This is a genomic window from Chelatococcus reniformis (assembly GCF_014640075.1).
GTDB classification, from domain to species: Bacteria; Pseudomonadota; Alphaproteobacteria; order Rhizobiales; family Beijerinckiaceae; genus Camelimonas; species Camelimonas reniformis.
Genome location: NZ_BMGG01000001.1, coordinates 589201 through 611294, shown reverse-complemented (window position 1 = coordinate 611294; position 22094 = coordinate 589201). Strand labels below are relative to the sequence as shown.

Here is a 22094-nt window from a genome sequence, read left to right as displayed (position 1 = left end):
GGAGCGGCCGCGTGGCTTATGCTTTCGCAGGCGAATTGCTGCCCAGCTCATTGCCGTCGGCCGGCACCCTAAGGTCGGGCGAGCCGCGATTGCTGCATGACGAGTTCATTCGCGAATTGCTCGAAAGCCGTGCAATGCGGCGACTCCTACGCATCGGTTTCCTGGGTGCAATCGACCACGTCAGGAGGGGCTCTGGGCGCGCGCCTCATCGGCGCCGCCATAGCCGACACGAACACAGTGTTGGCGTAGCGGAGCTCGCTGACATGTTCTCCCGCAGAAGTCCGAAGGAACGGATTGACCACAAGCTGCTTCTTGCAGCGGCGCTTCTGCACGATGTTGGCCACGGGCCGCTATCGCACACCCTGGAACCCGTGTTTGAGAGCGAGTTCGGGATCAATCATCACATAGCGACCGAGCTTATGGTCCGCGGAGAGATCCGGCTCGGGCTTGAGATCGCTGCGACGCTTAAGAAGCACACAATCGATCCGAATGAGGTGATTGCGCTGATCAACGGCCGGCACTCCGGTCCGATGAATTTTCTATTCGGCGGCCAAATCAACCTCGACACGCTGGAAGGCATTACGCGAAGCCGAGCATTCTTTAAGAGGACCGCTCCCACGCGCATCCACGAGACCGTTGCCAAGATGGCCGCTAGCGGGCAGTTGCCCACGGCCGAGCTCGACGAGTTTTGGAACACGAAACATCACGTCTACCACTACTTTATCCATGCCAACGATGGTTTGATCCTTGACCAGCTCGCGCAAGCCTACATGCGCGATAACCTGGCCAAGTTCAGCGCCGATGACTTTTTCAGATCGGAAAGGCAGCTGCGAGCCAGGCACCCGTTCCTTTTCACTCTGTTCAACGTTGCGAGGGATGCTCCGGAGAAGCTGAAAGAATATATACCGGCTGCCTGGCTGAATGTCGAAACGGCTGTGAAAAGAAGAGCATTTCATATTGATTGTTCCGTGGCGCTTGATAGCGTGGATGCGATCAATTCTCGGTACTCACAAACGAAGGCCCAGGTCCGGGTTTCGCTCGGAGAGCTTATAATCAAGAAGTAAATTGCTCGTACTGGATGGTTAATATGCGCTTCCAAGACGTAATTAAAGGCGTCCGTGAAAGATCGGAATCGCAGCTGGAGAGTCTCCGAAAGGTTGCGGCAAGCGAGCTTGGCGACCGAAGCGACCTTATCGTCGGCGTCAACGGTAGTCTTGCTAGGCGCGAGCTTACCAGCGGATCGGATATCGACTTGTTTTTCCTAACAACAAATGGAGATATTGAATCCGCTGCCGCTGCTCAGAGATCGTATCGCAGCGCTCTTGAGGCGGTCGGGGTCAAAATGCCAGCGGAAGGCGGAGTCTTCGAGAATCCGCTACCCATCGCGGATCTCGTCAAGGTCATTGGTGGTTCGAAAGATACCAACGAGCTCATCACGAGGCGGATGCTGTTTCTTCTCGAGGGTGAGTGGATCGTGAATGAGGTAGAATTCAGGTGTATTCGCGAGAGACTGATTGATCGCTATGTCGAAGAGGATCTCGACGAGCATAAAATATGCCTCTTCCTCCTCAATGACATCATCCGATATTGGCGCACGATCTGCGTTGACTACGAAAACAAGGTGCAGGGTGGAAAGCCAAAAGCGATCCGTCTGATCAAGCTGCGTTTTTCCCGTATGATGCTGTACTTTGGTGGTGTGGTGGCCGTCGAGGGCACCGGCGAGTTGACGACCGCGCACAAGCGAGCGACGCTAGTATCCAGACTTTCTCTCTCTCCTATTCAACGCATCCAGAATAGGTTTGGGCGGAGGGCGGATGCTGCGCTGACGATCTACGCTGAATTCCTGGAGAAAATCGACAGTGTCTCGACACGCCGGGCGTTGGATCAGCCGGGAGATGTCGGCTTGAACAGCGACGAATTCAAATTTCTTTCCAATAAGGCTCGTCTCTTTAAAGATGAGTTGGCCAAACTTATTCTTGATGATTTTGGTTCGAGCAATCCCGTCGTCAGAGCGATTCTGCTTTAATGCGGAAATATATTCGAGTTATAGAGGATTGCTTCGGCGCTTCGGCTTGTCGATTCCTCGGTAAGAGGTCCTGCTGTCGGTAGCGCCCGTCCGGTCATCGCAGCTAGTTTGGCGGCGACGGCGCGGTGGAATATAGCGACGCGGTTCGGACCGATCGGTCGAGGTAAGTATAGAAAGCCGCGCAACGCCTCCATGGTCGTGGATGTATTAAGAAATATCGAACCTATTCAGGTGATCGACTAAGGTGTTGACGGGCGGGTCTAGACTGAGATGGCCTATGCATCAGCTCATCCACTCGACATGCTGCCCTAAAGATCATGCTGCGCCTACCGCCCTCCGCGGCTGAAGGCCCCATTGACCTATCGATGCAGCTCGCCAGAGCCTCTCTGATAGTGTCCAGATTAGGCGCGCCATCCATCAGTCCCATTACGGCATTTGCGAACCGTGAGATGTCCTGCGCGGTGGTTAGATCGAATGCACCACCTTGCTGCAGCGTCTTGCACAGCTCTGTGGGTCGGCCGGGGTGAATCTTGTATGCCTCATCACCACGCTGCAACCGCTTTACAACCGCATCTCGGCTTGATGGCTGGTTGGCGACTATCTTGATCATATCATTCGTGATCTCCTCCAGGGTCATGCCGGTCTGCTCGACATAGAACCAGAGAGGCATCCAGCGCCGGGGGTAATGCGCCTGCGCGTGGATGTACTGCATGGGGTCCGCAACCCTCTCCTGCCGAAGAAAGTTCCGCAGGATCGCATCCGGCGTGACCGTGTCCCTTATGGTTTTGATTCGCTCTTCCTCTTTCGCATTGACCGGCTTAACTTCACCAATGAGCTTGAGGGCTGGAGCGCCTCTGGTCTCAGAGAACTCGCCCTCCTTTATGAATTGGATGTTGGAGAGCAGATCCCTGTCGATTACAAAGCCGCCGGTTCTGCCAGCGACCTCTCCTGTTTCCAAGTTCAAGGTCGCCGCGGATCCGGCCTGCACCATGTTCATCTGACGTACGAAGGCGCCGACGGCGCGCCGTTCGCGCGCGGCGATGATCTCCCGCAACTCACCTGGCTTGATGGCGCGGGATTCGCCAACATAGCGATAATAGATGTGCCCCTCCTTGACGGAATCGCCAATCATCTTCAATGCCATCACGGGGGCGTACGCGTGCTTCTCGACGTGAAGGACGCCAACGGTGGCCAATCCGACTTGCACAGTAAGCTTCGTGATGATTGGCACCGGATCTAGGGCGCTCGCCAGTAACCTGTTGATTTCCGCCGGGTCCGCTTGTGCGAAAAATTCGGCGGCAAGTCCCTGCGCCGCTAGCGTGGCATTGTGAACGCCGAATAGGAGATAGCCGCCGCTGTGGTTGGCGAAAGCTGCAATCGTCTTAACGGCATCCGCGAAAAGCCGTTCCGGGGACAGCCGGAAAGAAAGTTTGCATTCCGCCCGATGAGTTTCTCCTGCCCGTAACGTCCAGTGAGGGTCACCCCTTTCGAACAGTGCCAGCACCGCATTTGCGTGGTCTGGCGCCACCCTCTCCGTTCCAGAAAGCTGGCGGCGCTCCCACTCCACGATGAATGTATCCAGCTCCGCCGGCGTGGCCTCCGGTACGCTTGCCCCGTATTTTCCTTGTTTGATGTACGTGATGCGGCCGGAGCTAATGAGCCGGTCTGCTCGGTTGAAATAGAAGTGGGCCTGCTCGTTTTTGATGCCGCGAGCGAGCATGGCCTTCACCAAGCCAATCTCCTCATCGGTCATCGAGCGCTCCGACCGCCTCGCCACGTCCCCCCCCCAGAATTGAGGCGTATACCTCTCCATCGATTCTACCATGGCGGGAAATCGGCCGATGCCAGGCTCAGATTTTTTTCCACAGGCAGCTAAGCGGCTTGGATCACTTTCCTCAGCTGGACGCCGCCAACGTCAAGGGGACCAATTCTGGTTGCTTGGCTCGCGACATCGCCGTAGTGCGGCGAGCAGGCTTTCCTGATCTCGGCAATGGGTCAGCACCCGACCTCCCGACGCCTGCCCCGCCCTCGCACCCCTCACCCCCGCCGCGCCGCCTCGATCGCAGCGACATCAATCTTCGTCATCTCCATCATTGCCGCGAAGGCGCGCTTGGCTTCATCGCCGCCCACCGCCAGCGCCTCGGTGAGCACGCGCGGGGTGATCTGCCAGGAGACGCCCCATTTGTCCTTGCACCAGCCGCAGGCGCTTTCCTGGCCGCCGTTGCCGACGATGGCGTTCCAGTAGCGGTCGGTCTCCTGCTGATCGTCGGTGGCGATCTGGAACGAGAAGGCTTCGTCATGCTTGAACGCGGGGCCGCCGTTGAGGCCGAGGCAGGGGATGCCGGCGACCGTGAACTCCACCGTCAGCGCGTCGCCCGCCTGGCCGGCCGGGTAGTCGCCGGGCGCGCGGTGGACGGCACCGACCGTGCTGTCGGGAAACGTCTCGGCGTAGAAGCGCGCCGCGGCCTCGGCGTCCTTGTCGTACCACAGGCAGATCGTGTTCTTGGCAATGGCCATGGCTCGTCCCCTCCCTGGTGAAGCCGGTCCCGACCGATGTTTCACGTGCCCGGCGATGGTTCAAGCCGGCCTGAGGGTAATTGGCCGCGCCATCCGGCATTTCGCCAAATTTCGGCACGGGCGGCCTTGCCGGCCTTCGCCATCCCCCGTCCGTGGTCGCCTCGGTCCGACAGGCCGACCTCATGCAGCGCGCCGGCTCCGCGGGCGCGGCGCGAGAGACCGGCTAATCCACCGCCACCGCGCGCTCCTCCCGCACCCCCAGCATCAGCGCAAAGCCCGCCAGGAGCAGCACGAGGATGCCCGTCATGCCGGCGCGCTGGCTGTGGAACGCCGTGGTCAGGCCGGCGACGACGAAGGGGCCGACGAAGGCGGTCGCCGTGCCCGAGAGCGCATAGAGGCCGAAGAACTCGGTCATGCGGCCGAGCGGCGCGATGCGGGCCAGCATGGTGCGGCTGTTGGCGTAGGCCGCGGTGATGAAGACGGCGACGATGATGGTGAGGCCGAGATAGATCAACTCCGGCCACGAGCGGAAGAAGGGCAGGTCGTGCACCGGCGGGCTCGCCGGATCGTATGGGATGAAGAAGAGGATCGTCGTCGGCGTCATCGACATGGTGAGCAGGAGGCCGAGCGCCGTACCGCCGATCGAGACCAGAATGGCCCGCTTGGAGCCGAGTGCATTGTCGAGCCAGCCGCCGAACACGCCGCCGAAGGTGCCGAAGCAGGACAGGATGATGCCGAAGGCCAGCATGGTCAGCGGCCCCCAGCTGAACACGCCCGCCGCATAGAGGCCGGAGAGCACCAGGGTCGCCGTCTTGCCGTCCGTGTAGATCATGCGCGCCAAGAGGTAGAGCGCGACGTTGCGGTAGCTGCGCAGGCTCATCAGCGTGCGCTTGAGGCCGCCCAGGCCGCGCACCACCGCGTCCCTCGCCGCCAGGCCGGAGCGCACGCGGTCCGGCACGAAGAGAAACAGCGGAAGCGCAAGCAGCACCAGCCAGATGGCGGCGATGGGGCCCGACAGCCGCTCCGGCTCGTGTGCCGCCTGGCTGATGCCGAGCCAGGGGGTGGAGGGAATGAAGCTCCAGGCGACCTGGCCGGGTAGCGTGAAGGCGATCAGGATGAACAGCAGCAACAGGATCGCCGAGAAGTTGCCGAACGCCAGCGCCAGGCCGGAGAGGCCCGCCAGCTGCTTGGGGCCCGCCACCGACGGCAGCATCGCGTTGTGAAAGGTCTCCGTATAGGAGACCATGATCCCGAGAACGATGACGAGGGCGCTCACGGCCGCAAGCGACAGCCCCTGGCCGCCGGGGGCGGCGAGCCACAGCATGGCGCCGGCGATCACCATGACGGCGGTGAAGACACCGAGCCACGGCTTGCGCGCGCCGCCCTGGTCGGCGATGGCGCCGAGCACCGGCGCGGTCACGGCGACGAAGAGGCCGGCCAGGCCGTTGATGGTGCTCCACAGCGCCTGGCCGCGCACCGGATCGCCGACGAGCACGTTGGAGAAATACGGGCCGAAGAGATAGATGGTGATGAGGATCACATAGGGGTCGCGCCCGCCCTCGAAGAGGGCCCAGGACAGCTGGCCGAGCCGCGAGGCGGCGGCGCCGCCTTCCGTGGCGGCTTCCCCGTCCTTCGGTGGGGCGAGCCACCAGGCTCGCATGCGCCCGTTGCCGGCATAGACCGAGGTGCCATCGCTCATCGGAACGTCTCCTCCAAGGCAGGGCGCCAGTTGTGCGCCGTCTTTGTTTGGCCGTCCGGTCGCGCGCTCGCCTCGGGTGGCGGCGCGCGGCACATGTCGTTCGCGGGCGCGCTAGCGCCTCATCCCAAGGCCTCGATGCCGGTGGTCGGACAAGCTCATCCCAAGACAAAGCCCGGAGCAGGTCGATGATCCAAATAAAGATCACCCGGAACCAGAGCATTTCGGCGTCTAGCCCTTGGCGCCGTCGAAATGCGCCGTGAAGCCGGCCGGCGCGTAGGGGCCGATGCAGACCTGCTCCAGCACGCCGATGCCCGCCCTGGCGCCGTCGCCGGCGCGCACCACCTGCTGCACGTGGATGTTCTCCGGCGCGAGCATGTTCAACTCGCGGGGGTCGAACGACTCGTGGCCGATCTCCAGCTCGCCCTTCCACATGCCTTGCGCCCAGGTGGGATGGGCATAGCCCAGTCCCTTCATCTGGAACCTCAGAATGGGCGCGAGCGCGATCGTCCGCGTGCGGCCCTCGTGATCGACGAGGTCGATCTCGGCGGATTGGGCGAGCCGTGTGCCCGGCACGTAGACGACGCGGTGGCGGGCGTCGGCCATGCGCCGGTCCAGGCCGTCTTCCACGCCCGGCACCTCCGCCTCGCTGGCGTAGAGGGGGGCGACGATGCCCTCGCGCACCAGGGCTTCCCCGCGCGGGCCGTCGAAGAAGATGGCGTGGGAGATGTGGTCGTCCCAGACCAGCGGCGCCCACAGGAAGAAGGCCCCGCCGGGCTTGGCGGGGGAGCCGCCCTGTTCGGCCTTCCCCACCCGCCGCACCCCCCAGGAGCGGTCCTTGGTGCCGAGGCAAACCTCATCGTCGACGGCGATGGTCCCGTCGGGATGGCGGATGGCGCCGCGCCAGCGGCCGAACTGGTCGAAGCGGGTGGCGTCCATGGCCCGGCGCCCGCCCGACCACAGGGTCTGCCGCGCCTCCTGGATCGCCGCCGTGCGGGCCGAGAAGGTGAGGTCGCAACCAAGCCCGCTCGCATTGTCGTCGAGCACGACGCGGGCCCGGCGCATGGGCTCGATCACCTCCAGGCGGAACGGGCCCACCTGCATCTCCGTGCGCTCGCTCGGCGCCCGCCGGGAGGCGTAGAAGCAATGCTGGCGGCCGCCCGGCTCGACGACGCTGAAGGCGCAATCCAGGATGCCCCGATGCGGATAGATCGCCATGCCGATGCCGAAGTAATAGGAGCCGTCCCGGGCATAGCCGTTGAACCAGGTCCGGTCGTAGACATTGCGGTCGCTGGTCGCCGGCACCGCAATCGGCTCGGGCGTCTGGTGGACGGGGAAGTCGTCGAGCTTGTTGAGCATGATCGGGCCTCCGAATGCGGTCGACGTGCGGGCTTGGCGAGGCTCAGCGACGGCATGTCGTCATCCGTCCATCTGGTAGGTTCGTCGTGCCACGTAGCGCGCGAGATACGCCCAGATCCTGCCGTTGAGCCGGGCGGCCCAGGGCAGGCCGTGATCCTCGAGGTCCTCAATCGCTGCATGCAGCTCGATCAGCACGCGCAAGGCCGCATCGGTTCGCGTGCTCTGGTCATGGACGCGCAAGCTCGGAGCGTTCAGGCCGACCACCGATTCCATGCGGCTCGCAAGTGCAGCGTCGTCCAGATGCGGCAGCGCTTCGTGAAAGATCTCGCAAATGTCGTTATAGTCCGACACGAGCACATCGGCCACGCGATCATAGTCCTGCGCGACCATGGTGACGAGCAGCGCCATCATGTTAAGATCGGCCGATGTATAGCTGTCACCCGCCCGCGGCGCGATGTCAGCGACCAGGCGCGCGGCCAGATGCCTGATGCCGTCGGCGCCGCGCGGAATCATTTCATCACCTCATGGAAGCGACGCGTCGGGGCGGGCCGGAGGTAGTCGAGCAGGATCTGCTGCTGACGATCGGTCATCAGCCACCCGGCGATGGCAAGAATCGGATCCTTGCTGGCGCCGTTGTGAAAGTCTTCGCTGGACGAGATCCAGATGCCCATCCCCTTCAGCGAGGCGAAGATCCGCCACCAGCGAAAGGCCTCGACATCGAGCTCGATGCCGCTCGCCTCTTCCCAATGGCGGACCGCCTCCGCGTGGGGCAGCAGCCGGCCGGCGAGTTCGGGCTGCTGCCAGTGCCAGAGCGGGTCGAGCGACCAGGCCAGATCCTCCAGCGGGTCGCCGATGTGGGCCATCTCCCAGTCCACGATAGCCTTGATGGTGCCGTCGGGCGTGTAGAGGAAGTTCCCGGTTCGATAGTCGCCGTGCACGAGACTGAGCTTCTGCGGCGGCGGCGGCGGATGCTTCAGCAACCAGCGGACGGCCGCGTCAGCCACGGGATTGGGGTGTAGTTCATCGTCGACGATGACTTTGCGCCAGTACTCCAGCTGTTCCATGGCACAGGTTGCGACGGTCGGCAGGGACATGAAGCGGTCGAGCCCCAGGGCGAGGGGGTCGAGGCGCGCGATCTCGCCCAGCAAGCACCAGAGCTGTCGACCCATCGTCACTCGATGCCCGGCCGGAATGCCCTCGGGGGAGGCCTCGCAACCCGGCACTTCCGCCGAAATGGAGAACGGCCGTCCCAGCCAGCGACTGTCCTCCTCGAGCAGAAGCGGCTCGGCGACGGGTAGCCCCGCCCGGTACATCGCTTCCATCGTCAAGTATTCGGTGCGCCGATCCGTGTCGATCAGGCTGGACAAGGGATCGATCCGGACGATCAATCCGCGGGCGGTGCCAGCGGCCCGCGCCACGCATCTCCATGTCTCGCGCGAGGCACCACCCGGGATGCGGGCCAAATCGGTCACGTCGGTCGGGGACTGCCACGTGTGGTGAAGGTAGTCGCTCAAACAGCGGCTCAAGGTCTGCGCGCGCGTGGTCACGGGAGCCGCCCCACGTCCGCGGCGCAAAGCGCATCGGCCGATGTTCCGCCGTCCGGCCCGGGCGACGGCGTCATCGCCATGAGGTCCGGCGGACTCGCGTCGCCGACGGCCCGGTCATCACCGCTCCGTGCGCCAGATGGTGCAGCAAACGCGCTCCTCCCGCCGCGCCTCCGGTGCGTGCCGGACGCGTCACCTGACCGATACAATCGGCCGAGGGCGCCGCTCAATCCCTACAAAGAGGGGGAGAAGCGCCAGCGGTCATTCGAGACCGATCTCGCCGCGGCGAAAGGCGATCGAGACGAGTTGGGGAAGGTTGCGGGCCTCGAACCGCCGCATGGCGTTGCCCAGGTATTCGCGGACCGTGAAGGGCGACAGCGAGAGGGAGCGCGCCACCTCCTTGACCGTGCAGCCGCTGGCGACGAGGCGCACGCAGTCGCGCTCGCGCGCGCGGAGCCCCGGTCTCCCCTGCGGCTCGCCGCGCGCGGCCTGCATTCGCTCGAGCGCATCGATGAAGGCGTAGGCCACCGCCTGGAGGCCGAAGTGGGCATCGCCGACCAGGGGGGACGAGGCTGTACCGCGGGTCGCGCTGCTCCAGCCCACATAGGCCGTCCCGCCGTCGGGCAGGTGAACCGGCACCCCGATGCACGACGAGATGCCGAGGTCGTGCTGCTGCTCCCGGATGACCTTGTCGCGGGGCGACAGGTCCGCTTCGTCGCCATCCATGAGCCAGCTTCGGAACGGCAGACGTTCGCGCAGGCCGCGCCGCACATCCAGGTGAATGCGGCCGATCTGGTTTGAGTGCCACCAGTCGAGCAATTCTTGCGGTTCGCCCAAGGCGGCGCAGATTCGATCGAGTCGGCGCTCCAGCAGGACATTGTCGACAAGGACGGGGTTCGGCATCCCGATGATCTGCCCCGCGGCCAGAACGGCGTCCGCGGCAGCGTCGAGCGAGGACGCCGAGCGGATATCGCTTGCCAGCCTCACCAACTGTCCGACGACGTCGCTGCCGTTCTCGGACACCATGCAGAGCCTCCTCGAGCGCCGCCGCGCCGGACGTCCCGAGGCCGGCTGACGGTGCTGAACGCGCCTGCTGAACGCGATCTCTTATGGAACCGGGCAAGGCCCAGGCCCAGGCCCTTGATTGATTTGATCATCCTGTTGCGCCCCCCGCGGGCTGTCAATCTGACGCACGGCTGGCCAGCCCCGCGCCACACGCCGGCGCCGAACCGCAACGGCCAGGTGGCGGCCGGCTCCTTCCGGACGTGCGGTGCACCGGGCGCGAGCGGCGCCCGGCCGCCGTGGCGCCGCCGCGTCACCCGTCGGCCGGAACCAGCAGGATCCGCCGCTCCGTCGCCGCCTCCACCGCTGCCGCGGAGTAGAGGAACGGCACGTACTCGCCCCTGGCCCACAGCGCCGAGAGGTCGCGATAGTGAGGCGAGCGGCTGTCGCCGGACTGGCCGGGGGTGTTCACGCAGACACTGGCGTCCCAATTGCCCACGTCGAGCACGAAGCGCACCGAGGCGCCGGTGGTCACACGGAAATCCTGGGGCCGGTAGGCCGCGAGCATGACGGTGGAGCCGCCGCCGCCCTTGGCGAGCGGCCCGACGTCGAGGGCCTGGGCGGCCTTGGCCCCGGCGACGGCGCTCAGCGCGTGCTCGAAATAGCCGTGGTGCAGGGTGCCCCACTGCCAGCGGGCGGGGTCGGCGCCGAGGCGCTGGCGCGCGTCGCGCACGGCGGCGGCCAGTGTCTGCGCCAACAGCCCGTCGCGGGCGGCGGCAGGGTCGGTGCCGAAGTGGTGGTCCGGCTGCTCCAGCGCCTGCAGGATGCCCTCCACGTCCCCCGGCGCCAGCAAGGCGCGCAGTTCGGGGTCGGGCACGAAGCGAGCGAACAGAGCCGGCTTGAGATGGGCGGTGAACCACAGCTCCGATAAGGCCGCTGCGGCCGATTGGGGGTCGAGCGCGTTGTCCCAGCCGAGCAGCAGGGCGCGGCCGGCGGCAAAGTCGGCGTCCCCGCCCGGTGGGATGACCTGGAGCAGCGCCGCCAGCCGACGGGCCGGCACCGACACGGTGTCCGTCTGCAGCGCCGCGGAGGCGGCGACCGAGTGCGTGGCGTCGGCCCCGAGCGCTTCGCGGATGCGCATGGAGCGGCTGGGATCCAGCCACTCGTAGCCGATGCGCGGCTGGTCGGAGGTCCAGCCCGGCGGGATGTTGTACTCGTTGGCGCTGGCGACGAAGCCCTCGGGCGGATTGACCAGGCTCGGCATGGCGTCGAGGGGAACGAAGCCGTCCCACTCGAAGCGGCCGTCGCCGGGCACGGGCAAGAGCCCGTCCCAGTTGCGGCGGATCGGCGTCATGCCGAACGGCAACCAGGCGATGGTGCCGTTCACGTCGGCGTAGACGTGGTTGAGCGAGGGCGTGGCGAAGCGAGCGATGGCGGCGCGGAACTCGTCGAGGGACTTCGCCCGCATGGACGACAGCCCCGCCAGATAGGCGCCGGCGCCCGGCTCGAACCAGGCCGAGCGTATGGCGTAGGCGATCCGGCGCTCGGGGTCGGCGTAGAGCACCGGCCCGTGGCGGGTGAAGCGCAGGGGGCGCATCTGGTCGGCCTCGCCCTTCACCTGGAAGCACTCGTCGCGCACCTCCATGTCGACCCAGCGGCCCTCGTAGCGGTAGCGGTCGGGGTGTCCGGGCTCGGTCTCGTAGACGTAGATGTCCTCCTGGTCCGAGCCGAAGATGGTCTGGGTGAAGGCGATGGTGCCGTTGTGGCCCATGGAGATGCCCGGCATCGACGGTTCGCCCGCCCCGATCACGTCGAACTCGGGCGCGGTGAGATGGACGAGGTAGCGCAGGGACGGCACGCCGTGGGTACGGTGCGGGTCGCCGGCGATGACTGGTCGGCCGGTCGTGGTGCGGCCCGGGCCCACGGCCCAGTTGTTGGAGCCGGTCCAGGCGGCGTCGGCGACCACCTCGGCAAGCGCGTTCACCTGGCGCCAGCGGCCGGCCTCGGCCAGCGGCGCCGCCAGCCGCTCCTTGGAGAAGCCGACGGGGGCGGTCGCCAGCTTGAACAGGTCGAGCACCTCGAGCGGGATCGCCGTGAGGTCGAGGCCGCCGGGGTTGGCCGGGTCGATGCGCGGCGTCAGGTCGGCGCGCAGCAGGTCGGTGGCGGCGTCGGTGCGGGAGGCGAGGCGGGCGCGCAGCACCTCGGAGAGGGCGTTGCGGGTGAGCGCGTGGCTGCGGATGCGCACCACGTCCTCCGGCGCCCAGGTCGCCGGGCGCGTGCCGGTGATGCCGAACTCGACCGGCAGGCGGGCGGGCTCGCGTTCGGTCAGCGCCACATAGGCGTTCACGCCGGCGGCGAAAGCGGTGCAGATGGCGCGCGCGTCCGGCGCGTAGCTCGTCCACTCCCTCTCCATGTCGCCGCGGAACAGGAAGGCGCGGGCGGCGCAGTCCTGGGCGAGATAGCCGGGGCCGAAATCGGCGGCGAGCAGGCCGAGGCCGCGCTTGCGCCACAGGTCGATCTGCCACAGCCGGTCGCGCGCCGCGTTGAAGCCCTGGGCGAAGAACGCGTCGGCAGCGCTAGCCGCCTTGATGTGGCAGATGCCCCAGCGGTCGATGCGGATCTCCGCCGGTGCCGTGAGTCCCTCGAGCGTGATGGTGTCCGTGGCCGAAGCTGCGGCGTCATAGGCCATTGGCTGTCTCCGGGGCGACGAGGAAAGGCGCGCCGCGGCGGTGGGCGCGGGTGAGACGCGTCGGCCATGGATAGCATCGTCTCGCGCCGATCGCTCCGCAGCATTAGTTCAGCCTCACCCGCAGCAGGCGCAGAGCGTTGAGCGTCACCAGCACGGTGGCGCCGGTGTCGGCCAGGATGGCCGGCCACAGGCCGGTCAGGCCCAGGATGGTGGTGACCAGGAAGAGCGCCTTGAGGCCGAGCGCAATGACGATGTTCTGGCGGATATTGGCCATGGTCGCCCGCGACAGGCGCACCATGCGCGCGACGTCCATGACACGGTTGTGCAGCACCGCCGCATCGCCGGTCTCGAGCGCCACGTCGGTGCCGCCGCCCATGGCGATGCCGACGTCGGCGGCGGCGAGCGCCGGGGCGTCGTTGATGCCGTCGCCGACCACGGCGACGACCCGGCCGTCCGCCTGGAGCGTGCGGACGATGGCCTGCTTGTTCTGCGGCAGCAGCTCGGCGTGTGCTTCGATGCCGAGGCCGCGGGCGATCGCCGTTGCCGTGCGCCGGTTGTCGCCCGTCAGCATCACCGCCGACACGCCCGCCGCCTCGAGGGCGGCGAGGCCGGCTGCGGCGTCCTCGCGCGGCTCGTCGCGCAGCGCGATGAGGCCGGCCACATCCCGGCCGGCGACGAGGACGGAGACCGTCTTGCCCTCGTCGTTGAGCGCGGCGATGCGTTCGCTCTGCGCCGCCGTCAGTGCCGCCCGCTCCGCGGCGGCCTGCGGCGAGCCGAGGAACAGGGGCGTCCGGTCGAGCACGCCGCTCACGCCCTTGCCGGGCACCGCCTTGGCGTCGGCCGCGGCGCGCACGGGCGCGCCCATCGCCTCGGCGCGTGCGACGATGGCGCGGGCGAGCGGATGGCCCGAGTCGCGCTCCAGCGCGCCGGCCAGGGCCATCACCTCGGTCTCGGCGCGGGCAAATCCGATGACGTCGGTGACTTCAGGCTTGCCCGCCGTGAGCGTCCCGGTCTTGTCGAAGGCGACGGCCGTCACCTTGCCGACCGTCTCCAGCGCAGCGCCCCCCTTGATCAGCAGGCCGCGGCGAGCGCCCGCGGAGAGCGCCGCGGCGATGGCCGCAGGCGTGGAGATGACGAGCGCGCAGGGGCAGCCGATGAGCAGGATGGCGAGCCCCTTGTAGACCCATTCGCTCCAGCTGGCGCCGGCCAGCAATGGCGGCAGCACGGCGACGAGCACGCCGAGCGCGAGCACGGCCGGTGTGTAGCGGCGCGCGAAGCGGTCGATGAAGCGTTCCGTCGGGGCCTTGCTCTCCTGCGCCTCCTCGACCAGCTGGATGACCCGGGCGATGGTGTTGTCGGCGGCCGCGGCGGCGATGCGGACGCGCAGCACGCCGTCGCCGTTGATGGTGCCGGCGAACACCGCCTCGCCGGCCCCCTTCAGCTTTGGCGTGCTCTCGCCGGTCACCGGCGCCTCGTCGATGGCGCTCTCGCCGTCGACGATCTCACCGTCGCCGGCGATGCGGTCGCCCGGCCGCACGACGATGACGGTGCCGAGAGTGAGGCGGTCGGCCGGGACCTCCTCGGTGCGGTCGCCGCGGTCGACGAGCGCGGTCTTCGGCACGAGGGCGGCCAGCTGCTTGATGCTCGCCCGCGCCCGTCCGGCGGCGACGCCCTCCAGCAACTCGCCGACCAGGAAGAGGAACACGACGGCCGCGGCTTCCTCGGCGGCACCGATGGCCACGGCGCCGACGGCGGCGATGGTCATCAGGGTCTCGATCGAGAGGGGCGAGCCCAGGCGGGCGCCGGCCAGGGCCCGGCGGGCGATCGGCACCAAGCCGGCGAGCATGGCCGCGAGGAAGGCGTAAGGAGCGATCGGCGGCGCGAGGCGGCCGGCCACGTAGGCCAGCACCAGGGCGGCGCCGCAGGCGATCGTGAGGCGGCCCTTGCGGCTGCGCCACCACGGGCCCTCGGCGCCGGCGTCGACGTGCAGGTGGCCATGCAGGTCGGCCTCCGCCGCCGCGTCGTCCGGGTGTGGCGCCGCATGGGCATGGCCGCTGCAGCCGTGATCGTGCGCATGGGCGTGGTCATGGCCATCATCGTCGTGCCGGTGGCCAGGCGCGGACGCGCCGTCATGCCCGGCTGCCGGGCGGGCGGCGGCGATGCCGTAGCCGAGGGGGGCGAGCTGCGCCTCCAGCCGCGCCAGCAGCTCCGGGGTCGGGCGATGGTGCACGGTCATCGTGCCCGCCGTTGCGGAGACGGAGACCTCCTCGATGCCCGGCAACCGGCGCACGGCGGCATCCACCTTGGCGGCGCAGGCGCCGCAATCCATTCCCGTCACGCGATAGCGCGTGCGCACAGCCTCAGCCATGGCCGACCCTTTCCTCTCGTCGGCTCCCGTCCTACATCCTCTAGCGACTAGAGGTTCAAGGGGGATGTGATGGATTTGTCGATTGGCGAGCTGTCGCGCCGCACCAGCGTCAAGGTGCCGACGATCCGCTACTACGAGCAGGTGGGGCTGCTGTCCCCGCCGGCGCGCACGGAGGGCCGGCAGCGGCGCTACGGCGAGGCGGAGGCGGCCCGGCTCAACTTCATCCGCCACGCCCGCGAGCTCGGCTTCGAGCTGGAGGCGATCCGCGAGCTGCTGGAGCTGAGCGGCAGCCCCGACCGCTCCTGCGCCGAGGCCGACGCCATCGCGCGCCGGCAGATGGAGGCGGTCGAGCGCCGCATCGGCCAGCTCACGGCGCTGCGGGGCGAGCTGGAGCGCATGATCACGGAGTGCGGCCACGGCCACGTGTGCGAGTGCCGCGTTATCCAGGTGCTGGCCGACCATGGCCAATGCGCGCACGCTCAGCACTGAGGCGGATGCCGCGCGGGGGAGGAGCGCCGCGGCCCGAGCCATGCGCGGGGCGAGGAGGGGCGTGGAGGCCGGGGTGATCGGCAGCGCGGGCGAGACCGGCTAGAAACGACTGGCGGCTCTCGGCGCGAGGCCGCGCGAGCCCGGTCGTCCGTCCACGGCCGGCGCCGTGCTTTCCGGTCCGCAGGAGATGATCCCATGGCCGACAGACGCTATCGCATCGCCGTCATCCCCGGTGACGGCATCGGCAAGGAGGTGATGCCGGAGGGCATCCGCGTGCTCGAGAAGGCCGCCTCGCTGTATGGCTTTTCGCTCGACCAGAGCTGGCACGACTTCGCCAGCTGCGATTGGTACGCCCGCCACGGCAAGATGTTGCCGGAAGACTGGAAGGAGCGCATCGGCAAGGCCGACGCCATCTTCTTCGGCGCGGTCGGCTGGCCCGACACGGTGCCCGACCACGTCTCGCTGTGGGGCTCGCTGCTGCTGTTCCGGCGCGAGTTCGACCAATACGTCAACCTGCGGCCGGTGCGGCTGATGCCCGGCGTGCCCTCGCCGCTCGCCGGCCGCGTGCCGGGCGACATCGACTTCTGGATCGTCCGCGAGAACACGGAAGGCGAATACACCTCGATCGGCGGCCGCATGTATGGGGGCACGCCGCGCGAAATCGTCATCCAGGAAACCGTCATGTCGCGCCACGGCGTCGACCGCGTCCTGCAATATGCCTTCGAGCTGGCGATGCGGCGGCCGCAGAGGCACCTGACCTCGGCCACCAAGTCGAACGGCGTGGCGATCACCATGCCCTACTGGGACGAGCGGGTCGACGCCATGAAGGCGGCCTACCCGCAGGTGCGGACCGACAAATACCACATCGATATCCTGACGGCGCAGTTCGTGCTCCACCCCGACCGCTTCGACGTGGTGGTCGCCTCCAACCTGTTCGGCGACATTCTGTCCGACCTGGGGCCGGCCTGCACGGGGACGATCGGCATCGCGCCCTCGGGCAACATCAATCCGGACCGGACGCATCCCTCGTTGTTCGAGCCGGTGCACGGCTCGGCGCCGGATATCGCCGGCAAAGGCATCGCCAACCCGGTGGGCCAGATCTGGTCCGCCGCCATGATGCTCGACCACCTGGGCGAGACCGCCGCGGCGGCGGCGATCGTGCGGGCGATCGAACGGGTGCTGGTCGATCCCGCCGGGCGCACCGCGGACATCGGCGGCAGCGCGAACACCGTCGCCTGCGGCAAGGCCATCGCCGCCGCGCTGGAGTGAGGCCACGGGCGATCGAGCCGCGCGGCCGAGACATGGTGGTTGCGGGGACACGACTTGGACTTCGCTCAGACGGATGCCATGGAAGGCGAGAACACCTTCCCCGATTGTCGACCGGGAGCGAAGATGACCCACAACCGGTGGCTGGCTTTCTATGGCGCCATTCGCGGCGAGGCGATCAGCATCGAGGTGGCGGGGCCGCCGCTCGCGCCTGGCGAGGAGCTCGTCCTCGTCGACAGGAAGCCCAGCGGCACGCGTGAGGCAGCGGCTTGCATCCGCCGGATCGAGCAGATCGAGCCCGACGGAGCCGAGCGGGCTCGCCACTACTTCATCGAGCAGCCGCTGGCCGATTTCGCACCGCCCCTGTTCGGCATCGCCGTCGTGGCGCGCTCCTCCGCCGCGGAGGTCGCCGTCGACGCGGGGCCGGGCTACGCGCTGGCCAACCTGTTCCCGACGAGCGAGCACGACTTCATCTCCCGCTACACCTGGGAGCGTCAGCGCATCCCGGACAGCGAAACGCTGGTGTTCGCCTGCCATCAGGTCATCCGCTACTCGGATTTTCCGGCAGCCCGAAAGATCGCCGCCGCGTCCATCATCGCCTATCGGGCGCTGGAGCAGTTCGATCTGCCAAAGTGCGAGATCGCCCTTGGCCTCATCGACGACGCCCTGGCGCGCGTGCCCGAGCTCAAGCCCAGCCGCCACCTTCGCAACGACCGGGCGCACCTGGCCGTCTCGCTCAACATTATTCGCTGGCACCTCTGCCTGATGCTGGGCCGCTTCGATGAGGTCGCGTCGACCTTGGAGACCGGCTTCGCGCTGCTGCTGCCGATCGAGAATGCGGCGTCGATCAGCTACAACGGCGCCAAGACGCTGCTGTTCTGGGGGATGGTGCTGTGGCGCCGGGGCGACCACGTCCGCGCCGCCGAGGTGTTCGACTTTTCCTTCACGTTTTACCAGCGCGCGGCACTGTCGGCCACGATCGACAACCCCACGATGTTCTATGATCAGCGGGTGGCGCACCGCGTCGCCTACCTGTCGGCCTACGCCAAGCGGGCCATCAAGGGCGAATTGAGCGCGCGCGACCTGGAGATCACGCCCCGGGTCGTTGGCGAAGAGATATTCAGGGTACGCAACGCGCGGGCGCAGGCGCGCCTCAAAGCCCGCCTCGACGAGATGATGACGGCGCTGCAGCGCTGAGCCGGCTTGTCGACGAGGCAGCTCGTTGATCGGGTGGAACCACGCGACCAGGAGAATCGCTCCAGATCCAAAGACTTGGAGCGTTTCTAACCGATCGAATGATCCCATCTGATCGAGAAATGCTTTAAGTCACCCGGCGCTTCTCCAGCTTTCGCGCCAGCGTCCGCCGGTGCATGCCGAGGCGTCGGGCGGTTTCGGAGATGTTGAAGTCGGTCTCCACCAGGGTCTCGTGGATGCGTTCCCATTCCAGCGTCTTGATCGATGAACGGCGGGCGGTGAGCGGCACGCTCGCGTCCCCCTCGGCCCGGCCGAAGGCCGCCTCGATGTCGTCGGTGTTGGAGGGCTTGGCAAGGTAGTGGCAGGCGCCGAGCTTGATCGCCTCGACGGCAGTGGCGATGCTGGCAAAGCCGGTGAGCACCACGATCTTCATGCCCGGGTCGTGGTGGTGCAGGGCCTTGACGCATTCGAGGCCGGATTCGCCGGTGAGCTTGAGGTCGACGACGGCATACATGGGCGAGACCGTGCCGAGCAGACCCTGCACGCCGTCCAGGCCCCCACAGACATGGACGTCGTAGTCGCGGCGCTCGAACGAGCGCCGCAACGTGCGTGCAAACGACGGATCGTCCTCGACGATCAGCAGCGAGGGCCTCTCATCCATGCTCGGCCTCCTGGGACAGCGCCGCGAGCGGGAAGGTCAGCGTCACGCGCGCGCCGCGACTCGGGGCGTTGGCCGCCGCGACCGTTCCGCCCAGCTTGCGGACCACGTTGACGACGAGGAACAGGCCGAGCCCGCTGCCGGGCCGGCCCTTGGTCGAGCGGTAGGGCTTGCCCACATGCTCGACGATGTCGGCCGGAAAGCCCGGGCCGCGGTCGTTGACGGTGATAATCAGGCGCCCGCCTTGGCGCTCGACCATGACGCCGACCCAGGCGGGCGAGGCCTCCAGGGCATTGTCGAAGACGTTGAAGATCACCTGCTTGAGGGCGAGGTCGGAGACGATCGCCTCGTCCGGGCTGAAGCGGTTCACGTAGTCGAGCAGCGCCGGATTGCGCAGGGCGCGCCAGTCGGCGACCAACTCGTCGATGAACGCCCTGACGGTGGTCCTGACCGTGCCTTCTCCACGCGCCTCGCCCGACGACAGCAGGATGCCGGTGACGATCGACTTGCAGCGGTTGAGCTGCGTCTTCATCTCGTCCAGGTCGTGCAGGATCTCCGGATCGCCGGCGAGGGCCGGCACGCGGCGCCAGTCGTTGACGATTACTGACAGCGTGGACAGCGGCGTGCCAAGCTCATGCGCCGCCCCGGAGGCGAGGAGGCCCATGCGGACGATGTGGTGCTCCTCGGCCGACTGCTGGCGCAGCTCGGCCAGGCGTAGGTCGCGGGCGCGCAGGTTGCGGTTGATGCGGGTGACGAAGAAGACGAGCAGGCTCGCCGCCAGCACGAAGCAGATGAACATGCCGCGCGTGTGGAGGCTGAAGAGCTCGTCGTCCGCGCCCCGCTGGCCGAGGATGGCGAGGGGGCGGTAGACCACCGTCAGGCCGATGAAGCAGGCGCTCGTCACCAGCAGCAGCGCCCAGGTCGACCAGTCCTCGAGCAGCACCGCCCCGATGATCACCTGCAGCAGGTAGAGCGACACGAAGGGGTTGCTGGCACCGCCGCTCAGGCAGAGCTGGACCGTCAGTGCCGCGACGTCGAGCAGCAACTCGACGAAGAGCTCCACGTTGCCGACGTCCCGTGTGTGACGGAGCCGGATGAGCGTCAGGACGTTGAGACCGACCAGGAAGGCGATGACGCTGGCCATGGCGGGCAGCGGCAGGTCGACGTCGAGCCAGGAATACACGATGGCGATGGTCGCGACCTGGCCGACGACCGCCACCCAGCGCATCTGCACCAGGAGCAGCAGGTTCTTCTTGTTGGCCGTGTCCTGGGCGAAGATCGTCGTTGCTCCTCGGCTGGTCTGCGGGCGCGCCTCGCGGTTGCCGGCCGTCCCCCGTCCGCGACGCGATATAGTCACTCATCTTGCCCGGGAGGGGGCGGGTGCGCCACCGGGCGGTTCCCGTTTGAGGGGACGATGTCCCGGCTCAACGCATCCCGTCGGCGCGGGAGCCGGCCCGGGCGGCGTGGCCCGTCCGCAGCCGCCACTCGCGCCGTCCGACCATGGCGACGCCAGCCAGCGGCAGGACGCTCAGGGCGAACCAGGTGAGCGCGTAGACGAGATGGCTGTTGGCGAAGCGGACCACCGTCAGGCCGCCCACCGGCAGTGTCTGCGGGTCGGCTCCCCGGCCGGCGTCGACGAAATAGGGTGCCGCGTGCGAGAGCCCGCGCCGCTCGGCGATGGCGGCCACGTCGCGCGAATACCAGCGCTCGCCGTCCGGATCGTTGGCGCGCAGGAAGGCGCCGCCAACCTCGCTCATCCGCAGCAGGCCGGTCACCGCGGCCGGGCCGCCGGCGTGCGCCGGCCGATCGGCGGCCGCCTCGCGCGCGCCGGACGGGATGAAGCCGCGATTGACCAGTACGGTGAAACCGCCCGCGGTCTCGAGCGGGGTCAGTATCCAGGAGCCGCTGCCGAGCGCCGTGGAGGCGAACACGCGTGTCTCGCGGTCGTAGAGGTAGTGCCCGGTCAGCCGGACGTGGCGGTATTCGTCGCTCTCCGCGCTGATCGCCGGCCACCGCTCCGGGCCGGGCGCGGGCGCGGGCGGGGCGCCGATGCGTGTCTCGACCCGCTCGATCAGGGCAAGCTTCCAGTGGAGGCGATGCACCTGCCAGACGCCGAGCGCGAGCAGCCCGGCCGCCAGGGCGATGGCCGTGAGGCCGAGGACGAGGAGGGCCCAGGCGGGAAGCGGACGTCCGTCCGAGGGCGCCGCGCCGGCCGAGAGGACGGGACGGGCGCGCGTGGCCCCGCCCGCAAGGCCGCCCGCCGCGATCACTTCATCTGATCCATGACGTGGGGCGGCATCATGTTGGCGTTGAGGTGGTACATCACCCACAGCGAGCCGCTGAGCACGATCACCAGGATGATGATCGTGAAGATGAGGGCCATCATGGTCCACCCCTCGTCCGAGTGCGTGTTCATGTGCAGGAAGTAGACCATGTGGACGACGATCTGCACCGCGGCGAAGCCCATGACGGCGAAACCCGCCACCTGCTTGCTGGCGAACGGCTCGGCCATGACGATCCAGAACGGGATGGCGGTGAGCAGCACCGACAGCCCGAAGCCGATGAGATAGCCCCGCAGCGAGCCGTGCGCGTGATCGCCATGGTGCGCCGCCGCGCCGTCGGCGTGGACCTCCGGTCCCGTGTGCGCTTGTGTGCTCATCGCAGCATTCCCATCAGATAGACGAAGGTGAAGACGCCGATCCAGATCACGTCGAGGAAGTGCCAGAACAGGCTGAGGCACATGAGGCGGCGCCGATTGGCGGGAACCAGGCCGCGCAGCCCCACCTGGACCATCAAGGTCACCAGCCAGATCAGGCCGAAGGTGACGTGCAGCCCGTGCGTGCCGACGAGCGCGAAGAACGACGACAGGAAGGCGCTGCGCTGCGGCGTCGCGCCGATGTGGATCAGGTGTGCGAACTCGTAGAGCTCGATGCCGATGAAGGCGAGGCCGAACAGGCCGGTGACGGCAAGCCAGGCTTGCGTCGCGCCCGCCCGTCCCTTGTCCATCGCCAGCATGGCGAAGCCGTAGGTGATCGAGGACAGGAGCAGCATCGTCGTGTTGAGGGCGACGAGCGGCAGCTCGAACAGGTCCTTGGGCCCGGGCCCGGCGGCGTAACTGGCGCCGAGGACGCCGTAGGTGGCGAACAGGATCGCGAAGATGAGGCAATCGCTCATCAGGTAGATCCAGAAGCCCAGCATGGTGCTGTGGCCCTCCGGATGCTCGTGCTCCTGCGCGAGGTGGAACGTCGGCGCCTCGGCCGGCGCGATTGTCGAGGCCATGGTCATC

The 22094-nt window shown here is 67.5% G+C and carries 19 protein-coding genes; 5 read left to right on the top strand and 14 right to left on the bottom strand.

What is annotated here, in order from left to right; all coding sequences use genetic code 11:
- Positions 1–11: 11 nt before the first annotated feature.
- Positions 12–1064 (top strand): HD domain-containing protein, encoded by a 1053-nt coding sequence (locus IEW34_RS02540; RefSeq protein ID WP_188607534.1) that lies wholly within the window; start codon positions 12–14, stop codon positions 1062–1064.
- Positions 1065–1087: 23 nt separating this feature from the next.
- Positions 1088–2026: a nucleotidyltransferase family protein gene (locus IEW34_RS02535; RefSeq protein ID WP_188607533.1), complete on the top strand. Its 939-nt coding sequence runs from the start codon at positions 1088–1090 to the stop codon at positions 2024–2026.
- A 223-nt stretch (positions 2027–2249) separates the two neighbouring features.
- Here IEW34_RS02535 and IEW34_RS02530 read toward each other — a convergent pair whose 3' ends face one another.
- The 9 genes from IEW34_RS02530 to IEW34_RS02490 all read right to left on the bottom strand — a co-directional run bounded on the left by IEW34_RS02530 (position 2250) and on the right by IEW34_RS02490 (position 15201).
- Positions 2250–3779: an AlbA family DNA-binding domain-containing protein gene (locus IEW34_RS02530; RefSeq protein ID WP_188607532.1), complete on the bottom strand. Its 1530-nt coding sequence runs from the start codon at positions 3777–3779 to the stop codon at positions 2250–2252.
- A gap of 284 nt (positions 3780–4063) precedes the next feature.
- Complete coding sequence (locus IEW34_RS02525) at positions 4064–4537, bottom strand: VOC family protein (protein WP_188607952.1); 474 nt, start codon at positions 4535–4537, stop codon at positions 4064–4066.
- Between the two features lie 229 nt (positions 4538–4766).
- Positions 4767–6242, bottom strand: coding sequence for an MFS transporter (locus IEW34_RS02520; protein WP_188607531.1), 1476 nt, complete (start codon positions 6240–6242; stop codon positions 4767–4769).
- 228 nt (positions 6243–6470) lie between these two features.
- A complete protein-coding gene (locus tag IEW34_RS02515; RefSeq protein ID WP_188607530.1) occupies positions 6471–7598 on the bottom strand; it encodes an Rv3169 family protein in 1128 nt (375 codons plus the stop codon).
- Between the two features lie 60 nt (positions 7599–7658).
- A complete protein-coding gene (locus IEW34_RS02510; protein WP_210324430.1) occupies positions 7659–8009 on the bottom strand; it encodes a hypothetical protein in 351 nt (116 codons plus the stop codon).
- Positions 8010–8107: 98 nt separating this feature from the next.
- Complete coding sequence (locus tag IEW34_RS02505; RefSeq protein WP_188607528.1) at positions 8108–9145, bottom strand: phosphotransferase family protein; 1038 nt, start codon at positions 9143–9145, stop codon at positions 8108–8110.
- Between the two features lie 258 nt (positions 9146–9403).
- Positions 9404–10168, bottom strand: a complete 765-nt coding sequence (locus tag IEW34_RS02500) for a LuxR C-terminal-related transcriptional regulator (protein ID WP_188607527.1) — start codon at positions 10166–10168, stop codon at positions 9404–9406.
- A gap of 289 nt (positions 10169–10457) precedes the next feature.
- Complete coding sequence (locus IEW34_RS02495; RefSeq protein WP_188607526.1) at positions 10458–12833, bottom strand: penicillin acylase family protein; 2376 nt, start codon at positions 12831–12833, stop codon at positions 10458–10460.
- Positions 12834–12936: 103 nt separating this feature from the next.
- Complete coding sequence (locus IEW34_RS02490) at positions 12937–15201, bottom strand: heavy metal translocating P-type ATPase (RefSeq protein ID WP_188607525.1); 2265 nt, start codon at positions 15199–15201, stop codon at positions 12937–12939.
- A 69-nt stretch (positions 15202–15270) separates the two neighbouring features.
- On the opposite strand from IEW34_RS02490, the gene IEW34_RS02485 reads away from it, so the two are divergent.
- From IEW34_RS02485 to IEW34_RS02475, 3 genes are all read left to right on the top strand, one after another.
- A complete protein-coding gene (locus IEW34_RS02485; RefSeq protein WP_188607524.1) occupies positions 15271–15690 on the top strand; it encodes a MerR family transcriptional regulator in 420 nt (139 codons plus the stop codon).
- A 195-nt stretch (positions 15691–15885) separates the two neighbouring features.
- Positions 15886–16959: a tartrate dehydrogenase gene (locus tag IEW34_RS02480; RefSeq protein WP_188607523.1), complete on the top strand. Its 1074-nt coding sequence runs from the start codon at positions 15886–15888 to the stop codon at positions 16957–16959.
- 123 nt (positions 16960–17082) lie between these two features.
- A complete protein-coding gene (locus IEW34_RS02475) occupies positions 17083–18153 on the top strand; it encodes a hypothetical protein (RefSeq protein WP_210324429.1) in 1071 nt (356 codons plus the stop codon).
- 124 nt (positions 18154–18277) lie between these two features.
- Here IEW34_RS02475 and IEW34_RS02470 read toward each other — a convergent pair whose 3' ends face one another.
- The 5 genes from IEW34_RS02470 to cyoC form a co-directional block, all read right to left on the bottom strand.
- Entirely contained in the window at positions 18278–18811 is a 534-nt protein-coding gene (locus tag IEW34_RS02470; protein ID WP_188607521.1) for a response regulator transcription factor, read from the bottom strand.
- Positions 18804–20036, bottom strand: coding sequence for an ATP-binding protein (locus IEW34_RS02465; RefSeq protein ID WP_188607951.1), 1233 nt, complete (start codon positions 20034–20036; stop codon positions 18804–18806). The genes IEW34_RS02470 and IEW34_RS02465 overlap by 8 nt, the downstream gene beginning before the upstream one ends.
- A gap of 196 nt (positions 20037–20232) precedes the next feature.
- Positions 20233–21078, bottom strand: coding sequence for an SURF1 family protein (locus IEW34_RS02460; protein WP_280516251.1), 846 nt, complete (start codon positions 21076–21078; stop codon positions 20233–20235).
- Entirely contained in the window at positions 21075–21467 is a 393-nt protein-coding gene (gene cyoD, locus IEW34_RS02455; protein ID WP_188607520.1) for a cytochrome o ubiquinol oxidase subunit IV, read from the bottom strand. The genes IEW34_RS02460 and cyoD overlap by 4 nt, the downstream gene beginning before the upstream one ends.
- A complete protein-coding gene (cyoC, locus tag IEW34_RS02450; RefSeq protein WP_210324428.1) occupies positions 21464–22093 on the bottom strand; it encodes a cytochrome o ubiquinol oxidase subunit III in 630 nt (209 codons plus the stop codon). The genes cyoD and cyoC overlap by 4 nt, the downstream gene beginning before the upstream one ends.
- Position 22094 lies beyond the last annotated feature (1 nt).